At 55.8% G+C, this 14,673-nt stretch carries 19 protein-coding genes; 4 read left to right on the top strand and 15 right to left on the bottom strand.

Annotated elements, in window-relative coordinates; all coding sequences use genetic code 11:
• Positions 1-49: 49 nt before the first annotated feature.
• The 4 genes from nth to BDD14_RS03880 all read right to left on the bottom strand — a co-directional run bounded on the left by nth (position 50) and on the right by BDD14_RS03880 (position 2,747).
• Positions 50-760 (bottom strand): endonuclease III, encoded by a 711-nt coding sequence (gene nth, locus BDD14_RS03890; protein ID WP_130417649.1) that lies wholly within the window; start codon positions 758-760, stop codon positions 50-52.
• Between the two features lie 2 nt (positions 761-762).
• On the bottom strand, positions 763-1,095 hold the full coding sequence (locus BDD14_RS32870) for a chlorite dismutase family protein (RefSeq protein WP_423201783.1): 333 nt from the start codon (positions 1,093-1,095) through the stop codon (positions 763-765).
• Positions 1,096-1,231: 136 nt separating this feature from the next.
• Positions 1,232-1,555, bottom strand: a complete 324-nt coding sequence (locus tag BDD14_RS32865; protein ID WP_242617717.1) for a hypothetical protein — start codon at positions 1,553-1,555, stop codon at positions 1,232-1,234.
• Positions 1,556-1,673: 118 nt separating this feature from the next.
• Positions 1,674-2,747, bottom strand: coding sequence for an acyltransferase family protein (locus BDD14_RS03880; protein ID WP_130417648.1), 1,074 nt, complete (start codon positions 2,745-2,747; stop codon positions 1,674-1,676).
• A gap of 114 nt (positions 2,748-2,861) precedes the next feature.
• On the opposite strand from BDD14_RS03880, the gene BDD14_RS03875 reads away from it, so the two are divergent.
• Complete coding sequence (locus BDD14_RS03875; protein ID WP_130417647.1) at positions 2,862-3,500, top strand: DedA family protein; 639 nt, start codon at positions 2,862-2,864, stop codon at positions 3,498-3,500.
• A 163-nt stretch (positions 3,501-3,663) separates the two neighbouring features.
• Entirely contained in the window at positions 3,664-5,007 is a 1,344-nt protein-coding gene (locus tag BDD14_RS03870; RefSeq protein ID WP_130417646.1) for an inositol-3-phosphate synthase, read from the top strand.
• A gap of 48 nt (positions 5,008-5,055) precedes the next feature.
• Here BDD14_RS03870 and BDD14_RS03865 read toward each other — a convergent pair whose 3' ends face one another.
• The 6 genes from BDD14_RS03865 to BDD14_RS03840 form a co-directional block, all read right to left on the bottom strand.
• The gene (locus BDD14_RS03865) at positions 5,056-5,400 is read right to left on the bottom strand and encodes a hypothetical protein (RefSeq protein WP_130417645.1); all 345 of its coding nucleotides are present in this window, start codon (positions 5,398-5,400) and stop codon (positions 5,056-5,058) included.
• Positions 5,397-6,479, bottom strand: coding sequence for a flagellar basal body P-ring protein FlgI (locus tag BDD14_RS03860; RefSeq protein WP_423201782.1), 1,083 nt, complete (start codon positions 6,477-6,479; stop codon positions 5,397-5,399). Before BDD14_RS03860 ends, BDD14_RS03865 begins: the two co-directional genes overlap by 4 nt.
• Before the next feature lie 91 nt (positions 6,480-6,570).
• Positions 6,571-7,350 carry a flagellar basal body L-ring protein FlgH gene (locus BDD14_RS03855; RefSeq protein WP_130417643.1) on the bottom strand — a complete coding sequence of 260 codons (780 nt, stop codon included), beginning with the start codon at positions 7,348-7,350 and terminating at the stop codon, positions 6,571-6,573.
• Positions 7,347-7,898, bottom strand: coding sequence for a flagella basal body P-ring formation protein FlgA (locus tag BDD14_RS03850; RefSeq protein ID WP_130417642.1), 552 nt, complete (start codon positions 7,896-7,898; stop codon positions 7,347-7,349). Before BDD14_RS03850 ends, BDD14_RS03855 begins: the two co-directional genes overlap by 4 nt.
• A gap of 8 nt (positions 7,899-7,906) precedes the next feature.
• Complete coding sequence (gene flgG / locus BDD14_RS03845; RefSeq protein WP_130417641.1) at positions 7,907-8,695, bottom strand: flagellar basal-body rod protein FlgG; 789 nt, start codon at positions 8,693-8,695, stop codon at positions 7,907-7,909.
• A gap of 20 nt (positions 8,696-8,715) precedes the next feature.
• The gene (locus tag BDD14_RS03840) at positions 8,716-9,471 is read right to left on the bottom strand and encodes a flagellar hook-basal body protein (RefSeq protein ID WP_130417640.1); all 756 of its coding nucleotides are present in this window, start codon (positions 9,469-9,471) and stop codon (positions 8,716-8,718) included.
• A 130-nt stretch (positions 9,472-9,601) separates the two neighbouring features.
• On the opposite strand from BDD14_RS03840, the gene BDD14_RS03835 reads away from it, so the two are divergent.
• Positions 9,602-9,991 (top strand): response regulator, encoded by a 390-nt coding sequence (locus tag BDD14_RS03835; protein ID WP_130417639.1) that lies wholly within the window; start codon positions 9,602-9,604, stop codon positions 9,989-9,991.
• A gap of 2 nt (positions 9,992-9,993) precedes the next feature.
• Positions 9,994-10,452 (top strand): chemotaxis protein CheX, encoded by a 459-nt coding sequence (locus tag BDD14_RS03830; RefSeq protein ID WP_130417638.1) that lies wholly within the window; start codon positions 9,994-9,996, stop codon positions 10,450-10,452.
• Positions 10,453-10,580: 128 nt separating this feature from the next.
• Here BDD14_RS03830 and BDD14_RS03825 read toward each other — a convergent pair whose 3' ends face one another.
• The 5 genes from BDD14_RS03825 to BDD14_RS31605 form a co-directional block, all read right to left on the bottom strand.
• A complete protein-coding gene (locus BDD14_RS03825; protein ID WP_242618221.1) occupies positions 10,581-11,525 on the bottom strand; it encodes a hypothetical protein in 945 nt (314 codons plus the stop codon).
• A gap of 165 nt (positions 11,526-11,690) precedes the next feature.
• A complete protein-coding gene (gene ftcD, locus BDD14_RS03820; RefSeq protein ID WP_130417637.1) occupies positions 11,691-12,641 on the bottom strand; it encodes a glutamate formimidoyltransferase in 951 nt (316 codons plus the stop codon).
• Between the two features lie 34 nt (positions 12,642-12,675).
• On the bottom strand, positions 12,676-13,407 hold the full coding sequence (locus BDD14_RS03815; protein WP_242617715.1) for an acyloxyacyl hydrolase: 732 nt from the start codon (positions 13,405-13,407) through the stop codon (positions 12,676-12,678).
• Positions 13,408-13,497: 90 nt separating this feature from the next.
• Complete coding sequence (locus BDD14_RS03810; RefSeq protein WP_130417636.1) at positions 13,498-14,238, bottom strand: YebC/PmpR family DNA-binding transcriptional regulator; 741 nt, start codon at positions 14,236-14,238, stop codon at positions 13,498-13,500.
• 252 nt (positions 14,239-14,490) lie between these two features.
• The gene (locus BDD14_RS31605) at positions 14,491-14,631 is read right to left on the bottom strand and encodes a hypothetical protein (protein ID WP_165419814.1); all 141 of its coding nucleotides are present in this window, start codon (positions 14,629-14,631) and stop codon (positions 14,491-14,493) included.
• Positions 14,632-14,673 lie beyond the last annotated feature (42 nt).

Raw genomic sequence — 14,673 nt, 5'->3', positions numbered from 1 at the left:
CAGCTCAGATCTGGGATTTCCTGCCGAAGCGAACGGCTTAACAGGGTTGTCAAAGAGTGTGCGAGCTCCACGTTTTATCTGAAGAGTTGCAGAGTTTCTCGAGAGTACAGTCCACGCATCGCGGCTTTCTCGCCAGGCAGACCTGTCTTCCATGGTGGATCAATTCATGTGAGAAGTTGATCCAGCGGTCGGGTGGAAGGATCTTCACCAGGTCACGTTCGATCTTCTCAGGCGATGTGTGATCCGTCAGCTCAAGGCGGCGCGATAGACGCATCACATGGGTATCGACGACCACGCCTGATGCGATCCCATACCAGGACCCCAGAACGACGTTTGCCGTCTTGCGGGCTACGCCAGGCAAGCGAAGAATCTCTTCCATCGCTTGGGGGACCTTACCTCCGAACTCTTCAGCGACTATGCGAGCAGCCCCTTGAATCGATTTCGCCTTATTGCGAAAAAAACCTGTGGAGCGGATCAGCTCTTCGATCTCCGGAAGGGAAGCAGCTGCCATGGTCTTTGGTGTAGGAAAGGCTTTGAAAAGAGCCGGGGTTACGAGGTTCACCCGGACGTCTGTGCATTGCGCCGAGAGGATCGTCGCAACCGTAAGTTCCCATGCATTGCGATGATTCAATGCACAGACAACGCCAGGATAGGTCTTCGCAAGTATGTCCAGAATGGCTGCAACCCGCTTTGGATTCAAAGGGTTCCAGACAGGCTTCTTCCTGGCACGATTGATAGCTGCTGCTTTCGCTTGCGGCATTCTTATCCGATGTGATCCAACATCTCTGCTGGGGACACGCGAACACAGCTGAAGATGGGCGTGTCCTGCAGGGTATACATGCTGATCTCGGTCTCACGAAGCTGTTGCACCAGATCCAGGAAATCCTCAGGGAAGTTCGTCTCGAATGCGACTACGAATTCCTGGTCGTCGATTCCGAAGGAGTAGGTTGTATTCAGCTTCACCCGTGGATAGCTCAGCCCTATACGAATGTGTTCGTCCATCAACCGTTTCCGTTCATCGGCGGGAAGCAGATACCAGGAACGTGTCTTCCAGAAGGGATAGATGAAGATGTACTTCTGCCCCCCAGCGCGGATCGCACCGCGCCCTTCGCCTTCGCTTTCGTCAGGTCGATCGATCTGATATTGCGATCTCTTCGTATTGCGAGGAAGTTATGTGGAGTTGTCAGGTATCCATCTAGGGGAGAGGCCATCAACTCACTGCGCATCCGGTTCAGTTCATCCACAGCATATCCGATCGACCAGACGCAATGTCCACATCCCCGCGCGTGCCGACCGTTGAATAGGTCATCGACAAAAACTCGCCGGGCTTGTTCCATTTCTCCAGAACGTCCATGAAAGCTGCTTTGTGCGCAATCTTCTCTTCGGCCGGAAGTCTGCGCCACTCAGGCATGATTTTGAAGAAGCTGAAGCAGACGATCTGTCTTTTTACCGGGGGCTTGGAGGGATCATGTGGTTGAGCTCCGTAGCTGGTTGCCGGGCGCGATCTTGCAGGTACATCCCCTGTAGCAACCGGAGCGACAACAGTGTCTGACATGAGCAAATTCTCCTAATACCGTGTTTCGTTGATCGCCTGCTGCGATGAATTGTGGCTCGCAGTCAACTCATCGCGTCGTAAACCTATGCAGTCATGATAGAGCACTCTGGCAGGCAAGTCATTTTGACACCGCTTCGATCTCGGCCGGAACCCCAACCGCAGAATCGATTGGCCGAGGGAACAATTTGTCCCTCAAGGCCAAGGCCGGGAACTCTACGATCTTCGTAAAGAAGATTCCGACAATTACACCCAAAATAGACGGAGCCACCGCGATCCAGACCGCGGCAAACCAATGAGGCAGGTGCGTCGATACCTTCACCGCCGGCTCAACGACAGATACATGCCACAGATAGATTCCATAGGAATAGAGTCCTATCCATGCCACAAATCGGTAGAGGGCAGGCCGCTTTTTTCCTTCGCGGCGCCTGTAGAACAACATTAGAACGGCAATCCCCATTGCGTTTGCGCAGTCGAAGGTAAGAGAAGTAGCAATGGGCGAGTGAAGATTCAGGCGGAAATAAATAATCGCGGCCACAATAATGGATAACCACAACCATCGCGGTCGTTGCAGGCGGCGAAAGGTCTCAGGCGCATAGTGGTAGAGAGTTGCGAGCAGCACGCCTTCGAGAATTCCATCAATTCGTGTATGCGTTTCGGAAAACACGTTATGGCCATGTGCCGCAAGTATCGCTCGCAGCACAATGACGCTGAGGGTCATCCCTATCAGGAAGAAGAAAAACATCTTCATCCTTACCTTGAGAATCGCTGCGACTGCCAGCAGCAGAACCAAGATTATGTAGGCGTGCTCTTCGACAGCCAGACTCCATGTATGTGCAACGCCGCCCACATAATTTTGAACGTTCAGCAGATTGCCCCATAGCTGTTGCAGAGACCGATGTCCCGTCAGCAGCATCAGCACAATGAACAGATAGTATTGGGGCCATATCTTGAAGCCGCGCCGAATCAGGAAGACCTTGCTGTTGATGCGTCCCTTAAGCTTCCACTCCTTGATAAGGAGGCCGCCCACGAGAAAGCCGCTCAGGACGAAGAAGATATCGACACCTGCCCAGCCAAAGTGCTGAAACCCCAATAACCTGAACGGATAAAAAAGGATGCCTTTGGGCGAGTGGAAGTCAAGCACCATGAGGATGGCGATACCGCGCACAAAATCGAGTTCGATCTCGCGTTTCAATAGTTCAGGCCCGTTCGTTCAGTCAGCTTTCGTAAATAATAGTCTGTGACAGGATGACGTTTCTCTTCATATTAGCGTACAGACCTGCGCATCGACCCGCTATACTGCGACTGCATGTCTGAGAAGATCCTCACCATTCTTGCAGGATTCATTATTTCCGTCATTTCCGCCGGAGGTTACGCCGGCATTGCATTGCTCATGGGCATTGAATCCGCCTGTATTCCATTGCCGTCCGAGATCATCATGCCGTTTGCCGGATATCTTGTGCATACCGGACAACTCAAGCTCTTCTGGGTTGCTACAGCTGGCGCGATCGGTTGTAACCTCGGCTCGATTCCGGCCTATTGGCTAGGCGCAATCGGTGGCAGGCCTGCTATCGAGCGTTTCGGACGGTACGTCCTACTCGGTCGTCATGACCTCGACCGTACCGAGCATTTTTTCCAACGGTTCGGGGGGATCACGGTCCTGATTGCGCGCCTCCTTCCCGTCGTTCGCACTTTTATCGCCCTGCCTGCTGGCATTGCACGTATGCCGCAACTTCGATTCCACGCCTATACATTCATCGGTTCCTGGCCCTGGTGCTATGTGCTGGCTTATGTTGGCATGAAGCTTGGCGATCGCTGGGATTCGGATCCTCGGTTCAAGGAGATCTTTCATCGATTCCACTTTGCGGTAGAAGCGGTTCTGCTCCTCGGCATTGTCTGGTTTGTCTGGACTCATTGGCGAAATCGCATACGCAGCGAGGCCGCTTGAAGGTTCCTGTAAGGCCTGATTTTTGCGCTAGACGCCGAAAGCTCAGTTACCGCTAAAGGCCTATAAACACTGGCTTTTATTTGCAGCATCGTCTCCGGTGAGCGATACTAACCCTTCCGCGCGCGCACGGAAAATCGCAACAAAAGAAGGGTACTGTCACGCAATGTCTACACCCAACGCCGCAGTCACCGAAGCGGCAGCCAGCATTACGCCAGCTCAAGGAAAATTAGGTGTCATGATCCCCGGGATGGGAGCCGTTGCGACGACTCTGATTGCCGGCGTCGAGGCCATCCGACGCGGTCTCGCTCTCCCCATTGGATCCACTTCTCAGATGGGAACGATCCGTCTCGGTAAGCGAACTGAAGCCCGTAGCCCGCTGATTAAAGATTTCGTTCCGCTCGCTTCACTCGATGATCTCGTCTTTACCGGATGGGATATCTTTGGCGGCAACCTCTATGACGCCGCAAAGACCGCCCAGGTGCTCGACAACGATCAGTTGCAACAGATTCGACCTTTTCTTGAATCCATCGAACCTCTGCCTGCGGCGTTCAATCAGCACTATGTGAAGCGGCTCGAAGGCAAGACGGTCAAGACCGGAAAGAATAAATGCGATCTCGCCAACCAGATTCGCAACGACATTGCCGAGTTCAAGACCAGGACCGATCGCCAGGTGATGATCTGGTGCGGTTCCACCGAAATCTATATGGAGCAGGCCCCGGTACACCAGACTCTCGCGGCCTTCGAAAAAGGCCTCGTTGAAGATGATCCCGCGATCACTCCCTCGATGCTCTACGCATGGGCTGCGCTCAAGGAGGGAATCCCCTTCGCCAACGGTGCTCCAAATCTGACGGTCGATATCCCGGCTCTGCAGGAGCTGTCGAAGAAGATGAACGCACCGATTTGTGGCAAGGACTTCAAGACCGGTCAGACGTTCATCAAGACCGTGCTTGCGCCCGCATTCAAGGTCCGCAACCTTGGCGTCGCCGGATGGTACTCGACGAACATCCTTGGCAATCGCGATGGAGAAGTACTGGATGATCCCGAATCATTCAAGACCAAAGAGGTTTCAAAACTCGGCGTCCTCGAACACATCTTTCAGCCTGAGCTTCATCCCGAACTTTACAAGGACCTCTATCACAAGGTTCGCATCAACTACTACCCACCGCGTGGTGATAACAAGGAAGGTTGGGACAATATCGATATCTTCGGCTGGCTCGGTTATCCGATGCAGCTCAAAGTCGATTTTCTTTGCCGGGACTCGATCCTCGCGGCGCCGCTGGCGCTTGATCTCATCCTCTTCATGGACCTTGCAGCGCGCACACCTTCGCTTCGGGGGCTCGGCATCCAGGAGTGGCTCAGCTTTTATTTCAAGGATCCGGACTCTGCGCCTGGAGTGTATCCAGAGCACGATCTCTTTATCCAGAATATGAAGCTCAAGAACACTCTCCGCCACATTATGGGCGAAAGCCTGATCACTCACCTCGGCCTTGACTACTACGGCGAGTAGTCATTTCGGTTTCCGGGCTGCAAGAGTGGATCTTTGCAGCCCGGCCATTCAGTCTATTTGCGCCGGAACATGGGAAGTATCGCCGCTTTCTGTGCTTCGAGAGCCGGTCTTCTCATGCTCAGCGGTTACTTGCTGAATGACCTGACGGGCTATACCAAGCCCTCCGCTCTTGGAGATCGCGGTCGCTACAGCTTCGATTCCAAAGCTCCTGATGGTGTCTGATCCACTGTCGGAGCTTTCCTCTCCGCCCCAACTATCTTCCTTCGGACCAAGCGGCTTCAACATCTCCTGCAACATCATGCCTTCGAACTGCTGAGCAGCGTCGGCTAACTTCGCGCGCGTACGCGGATCCTGTTCGGAGCTTCGCGTCGTAACCTCTGAGATGTTCATCATAAGACCTCAATCTCTGCTTCCAAGGCTCCGGCGGATTTCATCGCCTGAAGGATGGAGATCACGTCACGGGCGGATGCGCCGATGGTCTGAAGGCTGCGAACCAGATCGTCCACGGTAGCACCTTGCTTCAACTCGATGCGGTTTACCGGTTTATCCAGTGCGTCGACACTTGTCTGGCGAACAACCTTTGTATCTCCACCGCCAAAGGCGTTCGGTTGCGAGACCTGAAACTCACTTACGACATTCACAGCTAATCCACCGTGCAGAATGGATACCGGTTGTAGAACAACAGTTCCTCCAATCACAACAGTTCCAGTACGCTCATTCACGATCACCTTCGCTCTGGGATAAATTGGGACATCGATCGATTCGACCTCTGCAAGAAATGCAGGTATCTCCTCCCCAGGCTTGGCTGTCAGAAGAATCCTGCGACTATCGACAGTGTGAGCAGCTACCCTGTCCAAGGTGTGATTGATAGCGCTTGCTACCGATTCTGCGCTTCGAAAATCGGCGTCATTCAGAAGTAGAGAAAACTCGCTTTTCCCATCAAGATCGAGCGGAACCGCTCGCTCAACGATCGCACCAGATGGAACCCTTGCTGTATTCGGATGATTTACCTGTTTCACATTGCCGTTTACGCTGACGGAATATCCGCCTACGGCGAGAGGACCTTGTGCCTGCGCGTAAATCTTGCCATCCGCTCCATAGAGCGGCGTCATAAGCAGAAGACCGCCTTCGAGGCTGCGTGCGTCGCCGGCGGAAGAGACCGTGATATCCAGCTTTGTCCCCGAACGAGCAAATGGGGGAAGCGTAGCAGAAACAAATACGGCAGCAAGATTCTGTACTCGAATCGCTCCGGCAGGAACACTCACGCCCATGCGCAATAGTGTGGATGCCAGTGTCTGCGTCGGAAAGGTTGTCTGCTGACTATCTCCAGTACCCTGTAGGCCCACGACGATTCCGTATCCAACCAACTGGTTGTCACGTATGCCTTCAATTGTCGCGATATCCTTGATGCGCGCCAGCTTCTGGCTGGCTCCCGCCTCAATAGCGACAAGATGCAACGGGAATAGGAAGATCACACACCAGGCATATATCCCACATCGACGGATCCGCACTGCTTTCTTCCAAAAGGTCCCTGAAGCCATCATCTTGATCCTGCTCCTGAATCTAAAAGATCAGTGCCCACTGCAGCAGCCTGACCAGTGCGTTAGGTCGATGTGTGTAGTCGTTGATGATTCCCTTGCCGCGAACCTGGAGTTCGAGGCTGGAGATCGCCGTAGAGAGGATCCTGTTCTGTTGCGAGATGTCCTCCGGGCGAACGATGCCATGAAGCACGATCGTCTGGGTCTGCTGGCTGAACTCAACCTGTCGTGCGGCTTCGATGACAAGCATCCCATTCGGAAGCACTTCGATGACCTGACCGCCAAGAATCGTACTCAGGCTGGAGTTCGTTGCACTCGTGCCCTGTGCGTTCAGTCCTGCAGAGGAGGTTTGGTCCACGAGATTCTGCAGTGCGTTGCCGGCATGCAGCATCCCGAAGAGAGCCGATACCTGTGAGCTGGCATTCGAGGCCCGTGAATTCTTTACCGTCCCGTCCGTTGATGCTGCCAGACTCTCAGAGACCACAACGGAGATCAGGTCATGCGGCCGCATTGCCCGGACATCTGTCATCATTCGGGTCAATCTTCCACTATCGACCCAGATCGAACCTGGCGCTGCCTGCGAGATCGAGTTCTCCGCCCGTACGCGCTGCAGATACGAGTCGAGCGACGTCTCTGCAACATTGGTATTAGGACGTATCAGTTTCTTAATGTCCTGCGCATGTCCGTTCAATGTAGGTGCCCAGAGAAACGTGAACTCCAGAAGGATAGACAATACGCGAAGAGAGAGGCGCTGGTAGCTCGCGCTCCGTTGTTTTTCTTCCGACAAGAAAGGCCATCTTCTCATGGGTGAATCTCCACTCGACCTGCCCCACGCACAATTCCTGAGAACATCCGCTCGCGTTCAGCCTCGAAACCTGAGGTGACCACTCGTACATGCACGATGCTTCCGGCAGATCCGGCCTCCATGGCCCGACCAGATACCTCAATTCGAAGATTATTTTCCTGGCCCACCAGTTGGACAAGATCGCCGGCATGAACAACCGGAAAGGGTGTCGGCAACGGCGGGGACACGGGGCTAGCGCTGAGAGAAGCGAATGCATTCTGCGACTTCGCCTCAGACAGCAACATGGCGATAGATGGGCGGTCTGGATGATTGCAGCTGGCAATGACTGCCCAGCGGCGGTTCAGCAAAGGGTCCCAGCGCACGCTAGCGATCCTGTAACCGTCCGCATGCGCCAGCATCGTTGAGGTCGCACCGGATTCGATAGCCTGGACGACCAGGGCCGGACTTCGCAGGCAGACCGGCTCCATTGCAAAGCCAGGCAAGCTTCCCGCCACGGCAAGGGCAATGAGCGGATAGATTTTAGATTTAGATATGGACAGTAGCGTCATGGTAATTCCTAACGAACCAGGCCATTGATCTGCGAGTACATGTCATCGGCTACATGCACGACCTTTGAGTTGCTCTCATAGGCGCGCTGGGCAAGAATCATCTGCACGAACTCGGCGACGACATCCACATTGGAGCCTTCCAGATACCCCTGCTGCAGTGTTCCCATTCCGGTGTTTCCCCCCGGTGTGTCAGTGATGGGAACTCCGGAGGCGTCAGACTGAAGAAAGAGATTGCCACCGATAGATTGAAGCCCCCCGGGGTTCGCGAAGTTTGCCAGCTGTATGGTTCCAAGCTGCGCTGGAGTCGCCTGTCCGGGTATCGTTGCGGATACGACGCCATACTGCGAGATCATGACGTCTTTGGCGTTCGAGGGGATCGTGATGGAAGGCAGCACAGGATCTCCGTCGGTGGTGACCAGAACACCCTGATTGGTCGGGTGGAAGTTTCCAGCACGCGTGTAGGCGATCGTGCCATCTGGTCGCGAGATCTGGAAGAATCCACTTCCCTGAATGGCGAGATCGTAGGTATTCGAGGTCTGGTTATAGTCTCCCTGGGTCATAATCACCTCGGTCGCAGCCGAACGGGTTCCGAGACCGATCTGGAGACCTGCTGACGTTGTCTGCTGGGTCTGGGGAGACCCTGGGGTAATCATGTTCTGGTAGATCATGTCTTCAAACTGGAGGCGACGGCGGCGAAATCCGGCTGTCGCCGAGTTGGCAAGATTGTTCGCCACAGTATCCAGATTGGATTGCTGTGCACTCATGCCGCTGGCTGCTGTATAAAGTGCTCGAATCATAAGGCGCTCCTTGGTGGATTTCAGACGCGCGGCAGTTCTTCGGTCGCGGTCTTGTCAAATTCGTTGTTGAAGACGCTAAGCGCCTTTTGCATCATTTCTGCCTGACGTTGGACGAGAACTAACTGCATCGAGCCATGAATGGCGTCCTGGTTTGCTCCTTCGATCGCACCCTGCTCGATGTCTCCTTCCGCCGCGATTGGTTTTTCTCCGTTCGCGGTAAAGCGGCTGGCACCTTCAGCAGTCAGGGCATATCGGTTCGTGAAATCAAAGATCGCGATCCGCCCGGCAATGGCGCTTCCTTGTGGAGTCGAGACAGACACGCTTCCATCCGGAGAGATATGAACGGATCCGGTAGGGATTGTGATCGGCTGCAGTTTGGCGTCCAGGACTGGCTCGCCGGTGCTGGTTTCAAGGACACCGGCGGGGGAGCGGCGGAAGGCACCGTCACGGGTATAACGTATTCCCTGTGCAGTTTGAATAGCGAAGAATCCATTGCCCTGTATCGCCAGATCAAGTGGGTTCCCGGTCGTTGCAAGCTGTCCCTGTCCAAGGTCCAGAGCGTCTCCACCGAGAATGCCGAAGTTGTTGACCGTGCGGCCGACCTGCGAGTCGGCCGGAGAGCCGGGGCGGAGGCTGTCGACCAGAACTCCGCGAAAGAAATCGCGTTGCGCGCGAAATCCACTCGTTCCAGCGTTTGAGAGATTGTTTGCGGCGGTGTCGAGAGCCTGTGTTCGCCCCATCAGCCCCGTGTATGCCGCATAAAGTCCGCTGTCCATGCTGAGTGATGAAGCAGGTTCGATGCCAAAGTAGGGAGACGCAAGGTTAGAGAGACCTAAGCTGGCTCGCGCTCAAGCATTCTTCCTCCAGGCCGATAAAAGTCAAAGCAACAATGATTGTGGAGGCTAGGTGCGAGCGCTAATTATTGATGATTCAGCGGTGATGCGAAAGGTGATTGAGCGGGCTTTGAGGCAATCCGGTCTTGATTTCACCGAGGTTGTGCAGGCTTCCAACGGAGAAGAGGCGTTGGAGGTTCTGCGCGGAGATGTTGCCAGCCCGTTGAAGATTGGATTGATCATCAGCGATATCAATATGCCGGTTATGGATGGTTTGCAGTTTCTCGAGGCCAGGCGGGATCAACAGCTTGCCGTCGGTGTTCCTGTTGTCATGATTACAACAGAGGGAAGCGAGCCGTTCGTCCTTCGGGCGATTGCGGCAGGAGCGCAGGGATACATCTGCAAGCCCTTCACCGCCGAGCAGGTGAAAGCACGGGTGTTGCCATTGCTCGAGGCTGCTTAGCCGTGACAGCATGGAAGGCTCAGTACAGTGAATGGGCGGGTCGACTCGATTCTGCGGTCTCCGAGGTCTTCGAATCGATGCTGGAGCGAAACTGCACTCCCGTTGAAGAGACACCGGCCGTCGATCATTCCATCTCGGCCCAGATTCTGTTCTCGGGAGCGATTCGCGGAGAGTGCATGCTTTTTGCGAGCCGCTCGGTCGCACAGGTCACCGCAGAGGCCTTGCTTGGAGTTACATCAGAGGCGGCCGAGTCCATGGTAGAAGATGCGATCGGAGAACTCTGCAATATGATCGCCGGTGGATGGAAGAGCAAGCTGGGCCCCGAACAGGCCGCAAGCGCAATCTCTCCGCCGTTGATCTCAACGCTGCAAGGCCCCGGAAACGTTCAACGGACGGAGGATAGTTTTCGACGGTTTTACAGCTTCGAGGGGCACGTGTTTGGCGTAGAGATGGTCTTCTAGCCAAATGTTGTTGTTCCAGGGTATCTCGAGAGGGAAGCTCTGCGAACTGCCTGTGTCTGAATAAACATAATGAAAGGGTGCCCTTTGCAGGCACCCTTCTTGTTTGATTACCGGCTTGTTTTATCGACCTATCGGACGACCGATTGAAAGAGCGGTGACGTGAGAAGCGACGCAAACTGACTGTCGGAAGAAGAGTAGGAGACAGTCAGCGTGCCGGCACTTGAATCGATCGTGGTCTGATCCAGCGCGCTCTTCTCAAGAGGGTTGCCCTGAGTCTTTTTGAGCAGGGAAACACCCTTCAGCAGAGTCGCGCAGGTCGCGGCGGTCATCGTATCGCTCATCACCACAGCCATATCGAACTTGACGCCGTTCTGAAAATCCATCGTATAGCGCGAGCTCTTCATACGGGTGCGGACCGTGTCGTAGTCGGCCAGCTGCGACGCGTCCCCCAGAACGGATCGCATCATGGTCTGGGTGCCCTTTTGATCGAGCAGACTCCACACGGCACGCTGTTCGACCGATAGCATCTCGTTTGCCATGTCGCTGTTCTGGAGAAAATTCGGGGCGACCCCGTCGCGAGCGTCGAGTGCCGCCTGGAGCGATGTGTGATCGCCAAACACCATCGTGGTCTGGTTTAGAAATGCCACACTCATTCCATTTGAGCCCATGGGATAGATGCTGTTGTTCCGCAGGGTGGTGGGCTTTACCTTATTCTTCGCAAAATTCGCCATGATTTCGCGGGTATGGAACTGCCCCTGGGCTACTCCAATGATGTGAGACCCCTGGGAGGCCGCATTCTCCCGGAAGGCTGCGAAGGTGAGGACATCGGCGTCATCATCCACCTTCAGGCCCGAGGTCTTGAGCGCCCGTTCCAATCGCTTGAGTTCAGGAGGAAGAACGCGATCCTTAAGCTCCATTGCTGCGGACGAGTTCTGCATCGCACGATAGTCAACGGAGATAATCTGCTGAACATCGCGAGGAATCGCCGACTTCGCATCACTCGAGAGCTGGGCTGCCGAGCATAGGGCAGCCGAACAGGCGAAGAGGGAGAGAGGGAGGAAGGATTTTAACATCTGCAAGAGATTGACTCCTTAGGCAAGCCAGAAGTCCAGGCTTTCGGTCCGGACCACTTTCTATTGTTTCTTGATTGACGACATGAAGCAAGCGTCCTTATCTTCCACTTTTGACGTAGCAAGACCAAAAAGGTCCGCTAGCCTAACATGCCGCTCTGTTTCCCGTCACAGGCGACCAGATCCGCCCACCGTGCTTCCGGCGACCGGCCATTCGAGCGGATTCTTGAGCCGACGCTCCACAACCTTGAGGGCTGGATCAAAGTTGGGGATCTTCGCGATCCACTCGGCATCTTTTTCGTAAGCAGCCTCGGGAATCAAACCAATCAACTCGCTATCGTCGAGCTCAGCTCCATAGCGAAGCGCAAGCTCTTTGAGGCGGGCATAAACCTTTGTCATCGGGGTGGCAACGTGATCGGTAATATTCATGCTGACCTGGGCACGATCATTGGCGATGACGCCAAGGGCTTTGACACCGTGCAGCCCCCCATTGGAGGCGCGGATGTCGCGCGCCATGGCGCGAGCTGTTGTGATATCGGGCTGACGCAGATGAACGTTATAGGCGACCAGGAAGCTGCGGGCTCCCACAGCAGAGGCGCCCGCGGTCTCGTGCAGGTCCGGGCCGCCGATGTCGGGCCGGCGCGCGGCTTCGCGGCGAACGGCATCACGAAGGCCTTCGAACTGACCTCGGCGAACATCCTCAAGCTGCACACGGTCGGGCCGGGCCGCCGAGGCACCGTAGAAGTAGACCGGGATACCGTAGCGGCGCCAAAGGCTAACACCGGCCTGACGAGCCAGTAGAGCGCATTCAGCCAGCGACGCTCCGCTTACGGGGATGAAGGGGATCACGTCAGCCGCTCCGATGCGAGGATGAACGCCGTTCTGGCGGGTAAGATCGACAATCTCCGCGGCTTTGCCCGCGCCGCGAATGGCTGATTCGACCACGGCCTCGGCAGGCCCGGCGATGGTGACGACAGATCGGTTATGGGCAAGATCGAGCGACCAGTCCAGGAGACTGACGCTCGGAACCTGCATGGCCTGAACGATACGGCTGACTTTGGAGAGATCTGTTCCTTCGGAGAAATTGGGAACGCACTCGATGATTGCTTCGGAGTTCATGATTCAAGACCTGGAGTCTGAAGACTCGCCGGTGTTACTTCCACCAGGTGTAGCCGACAGAGAATTGTATGCTCGCGTTGACGCCGGGGTTCTTGTCTCCAAGAGAGGCCGAGGAGATGTGGACGGCGTTGGCGCCAAAATCAAGCGACCGTCGCGGCTGGAGGAAGTAGTGGAGTCCTACGCCGAACTGCGGGGTGAAGTTCCAGACACTGGTATTGGCGGCCGGGCCGTTGGTGATCTCGTTGTACGGTGGTCCGCCGAAGCCAGGATATTTGTGATTCGTCCAGATCAGTCCGCCGCCACCTTGGACCCAGGGCGTGATCTTGCGATGTCTGGAGCCGGTAAAGTTCCAGCGGAGCAAGATGGGAGTGATGGAGATTCCGGTATAGGTTCCTCCCGTCTTGTAGGGCGCGGAGCATGCTCCCGGAGCGGTGCAGGTTCGGCGGTCGATCTGCGGCGTGTACGACTGCCAGAATGGGAAGATCTGAATGCCGTACTCGAAGTTGCCGTGCAGAAGGCCGGGCCCCACGTCTGGTGTAAGGACCTTGCCGGCCTGTCCGCCGAGCATGAAGAACTTGAAGTCGCTACGGTCGTCGGTAACGCCTAGGCCACCCTGGGCAAGAGCGCCGAACTCCAAAGGGCGATGCGTGGCGGTGAACGGCGTTGGCGAGGCTGGCGCAGCCTGCGAGTGAGCGGGAGATGCGGAGAGCAGGGCGGCAAGAGGCAGAGTGCAGAGGGCTGAAATGCGTCGAATGATCCTGATCACTCCGTAGGGCTCCGTTCAAAGTTGGTGTTGCAGATGCAGAAGAAAGGCCGCCAGTCACTGGCGGCCTTTGGAACAGGGTGACCGCGTAGGTTAGCTGGCTACTGGAGCCTCGTCCATATCGAAGTTCGAGTAGACGTTCTGGGTATCGTCGAGGTCTTCGAGAGTTTCGAGGAGCCGGATCATGGAGTTTGCCTGAGATCCTTCGAGCTTGGTGTAAGTCGAGGCGATCTTTGTGACCTCGGCAGTCTCGGGGGTCAATCCGGCGGTTTTCAGGGCGTTGGTGACAGCCTCGAAGTCCTTGGGATCGGTGAGGATCTCCCAGGATTCACCCTGGTCGGAGAGGTCTTCCGCTCCGGCCTCGAGAACGATCTCTGTGAGCTTCTCCTCGGAGGCAGCGGCTTTGGGAACGGTGAGGACGCCCTTGGTGGTGAACATCCAGGCGACGGCGCCTTCGGCGCCGAGGTTTCCGCCGTTCTTGGAGAAGGCGTGGCGGATTTCGCTGACAGCCCGGTTTTTATTGTCGGTGAGCACGTCGACGATGACGGCGACGCCTCCGGGGCCGTAGCCCTCGTAGGTGATCTCCTCGTAGGAGACGCCTTCGAGCTCGCCGGTGCCGCGCTGGATGGCGCGCTTGATGTTCTCCGACGGCATGTTCTCGGCCTTGGCCGCAGCAACCGCGCCGCGCAGGCGGGGGTTTCCGTCCGCGTCACCTCCGCCGAGCTTGGCGGCGATGGTGATTTCCTTGATCAGGCGGGTGAAGATCTTTCCACGCTTGGCGTCGAGGGCGCCCTTCTTGTGCTTAATTGTCGCCCATTTAGAGTGGCCGGACATGTACAACCTCAGTTTGATATGTTTCGCCTGCGGGGTGGCAGGTATTGCGACCTTGCGATTTTAGCATGGGAGGGTGCTACCACTCCCCCCGTGATATTTGCGCAAAGTATTAGATCGAAAGGAGTTAGCCTGGTACCTCCGACCCTGACCGCCATCGAAAGGAGATGTGCCCGGATTCTTCCGTTCGTCTGTTTCATTATACCAATCGGGGAGGAGGGAATCGGCAGATGTAAATGATTGAATTGGAGGTGGTTAGATGGGGCAGGGGTTGACAGGCGTGGCCGCGTCCCTATTTTTGCCATCGAACCACCGAGGGTGAAAGGCGGCGGAGGCGATGCGAACGAACAGGGGTGGCTGGTTGAGGATCGCGTTGGGGACGTTCGTTCTGTGCATGGCGGTAGGCACCTCGAACCTATCTAGAGGCGCCCAATGGCC

Source organism: Edaphobacter modestus (genome assembly GCF_004217555.1).
GTDB lineage: Bacteria > Acidobacteriota > Terriglobia > Terriglobales > Acidobacteriaceae > Edaphobacter > Edaphobacter modestus.
Note: the sequence above shows the minus strand (reverse complement) of the source record. Positions and strands in the feature narration are given on the sequence as shown.

Coding starts and splice junctions, on each gene's coding strand:
- BDD14_RS03870 (WP_130417646.1), top strand. CDS start 3,664: ATGTCTACACCCAACGCCGCAGTCACCGAAGCGGCAGCCAGCATTACG.
- ftcD (WP_130417637.1), bottom strand. CDS start 12,641: ATGAACTCCGAAGCAATCATCGAGTGCGTTCCCAATTTCTCCGAAGGA.
- BDD14_RS03875 (WP_130417647.1), top strand. CDS start 2,862: ATGTCTGAGAAGATCCTCACCATTCTTGCAGGATTCATTATTTCCGTC.
- flgG (WP_130417641.1), bottom strand. CDS start 8,695: ATGATTCGAGCACTTTATACAGCAGCCAGCGGCATGAGTGCACAGCAA.
- BDD14_RS03850 (WP_130417642.1), bottom strand. CDS start 7,898: ATGACGCTACTGTCCATATCTAAATCTAAAATCTATCCGCTCATTGCC.
- BDD14_RS03840 (WP_130417640.1), bottom strand. CDS start 9,471: ATGGACAGCGGACTTTATGCGGCATACACGGGGCTGATGGGGCGAACA.
- BDD14_RS31605 (WP_165419814.1), bottom strand. CDS start 14,631: ATGCACAGAACGAACGTCCCCAACGCGATCCTCAACCAGCCACCCCTG.
- BDD14_RS03865 (WP_130417645.1), bottom strand. CDS start 5,400: ATGATGAACATCTCAGAGGTTACGACGCGAAGCTCCGAACAGGATCCG.
- nth (WP_130417649.1), bottom strand. CDS start 760: ATGCCGCAAGCGAAAGCAGCAGCTATCAATCGTGCCAGGAAGAAGCCT.
- BDD14_RS03825 (WP_242618221.1), bottom strand. CDS start 11,525: ATGTTAAAATCCTTCCTCCCTCTCTCCCTCTTCGCCTGTTCGGCTGCC.
- BDD14_RS03810 (WP_130417636.1), bottom strand. CDS start 14,238: ATGTCCGGCCACTCTAAATGGGCGACAATTAAGCACAAGAAGGGCGCC.
- BDD14_RS32865 (WP_242617717.1), bottom strand. CDS start 1,555: ATGTCAGACACTGTTGTCGCTCCGGTTGCTACAGGGGATGTACCTGCA.
- BDD14_RS03855 (WP_130417643.1), bottom strand. CDS start 7,350: ATGAGAAGATGGCCTTTCTTGTCGGAAGAAAAACAACGGAGCGCGAGC.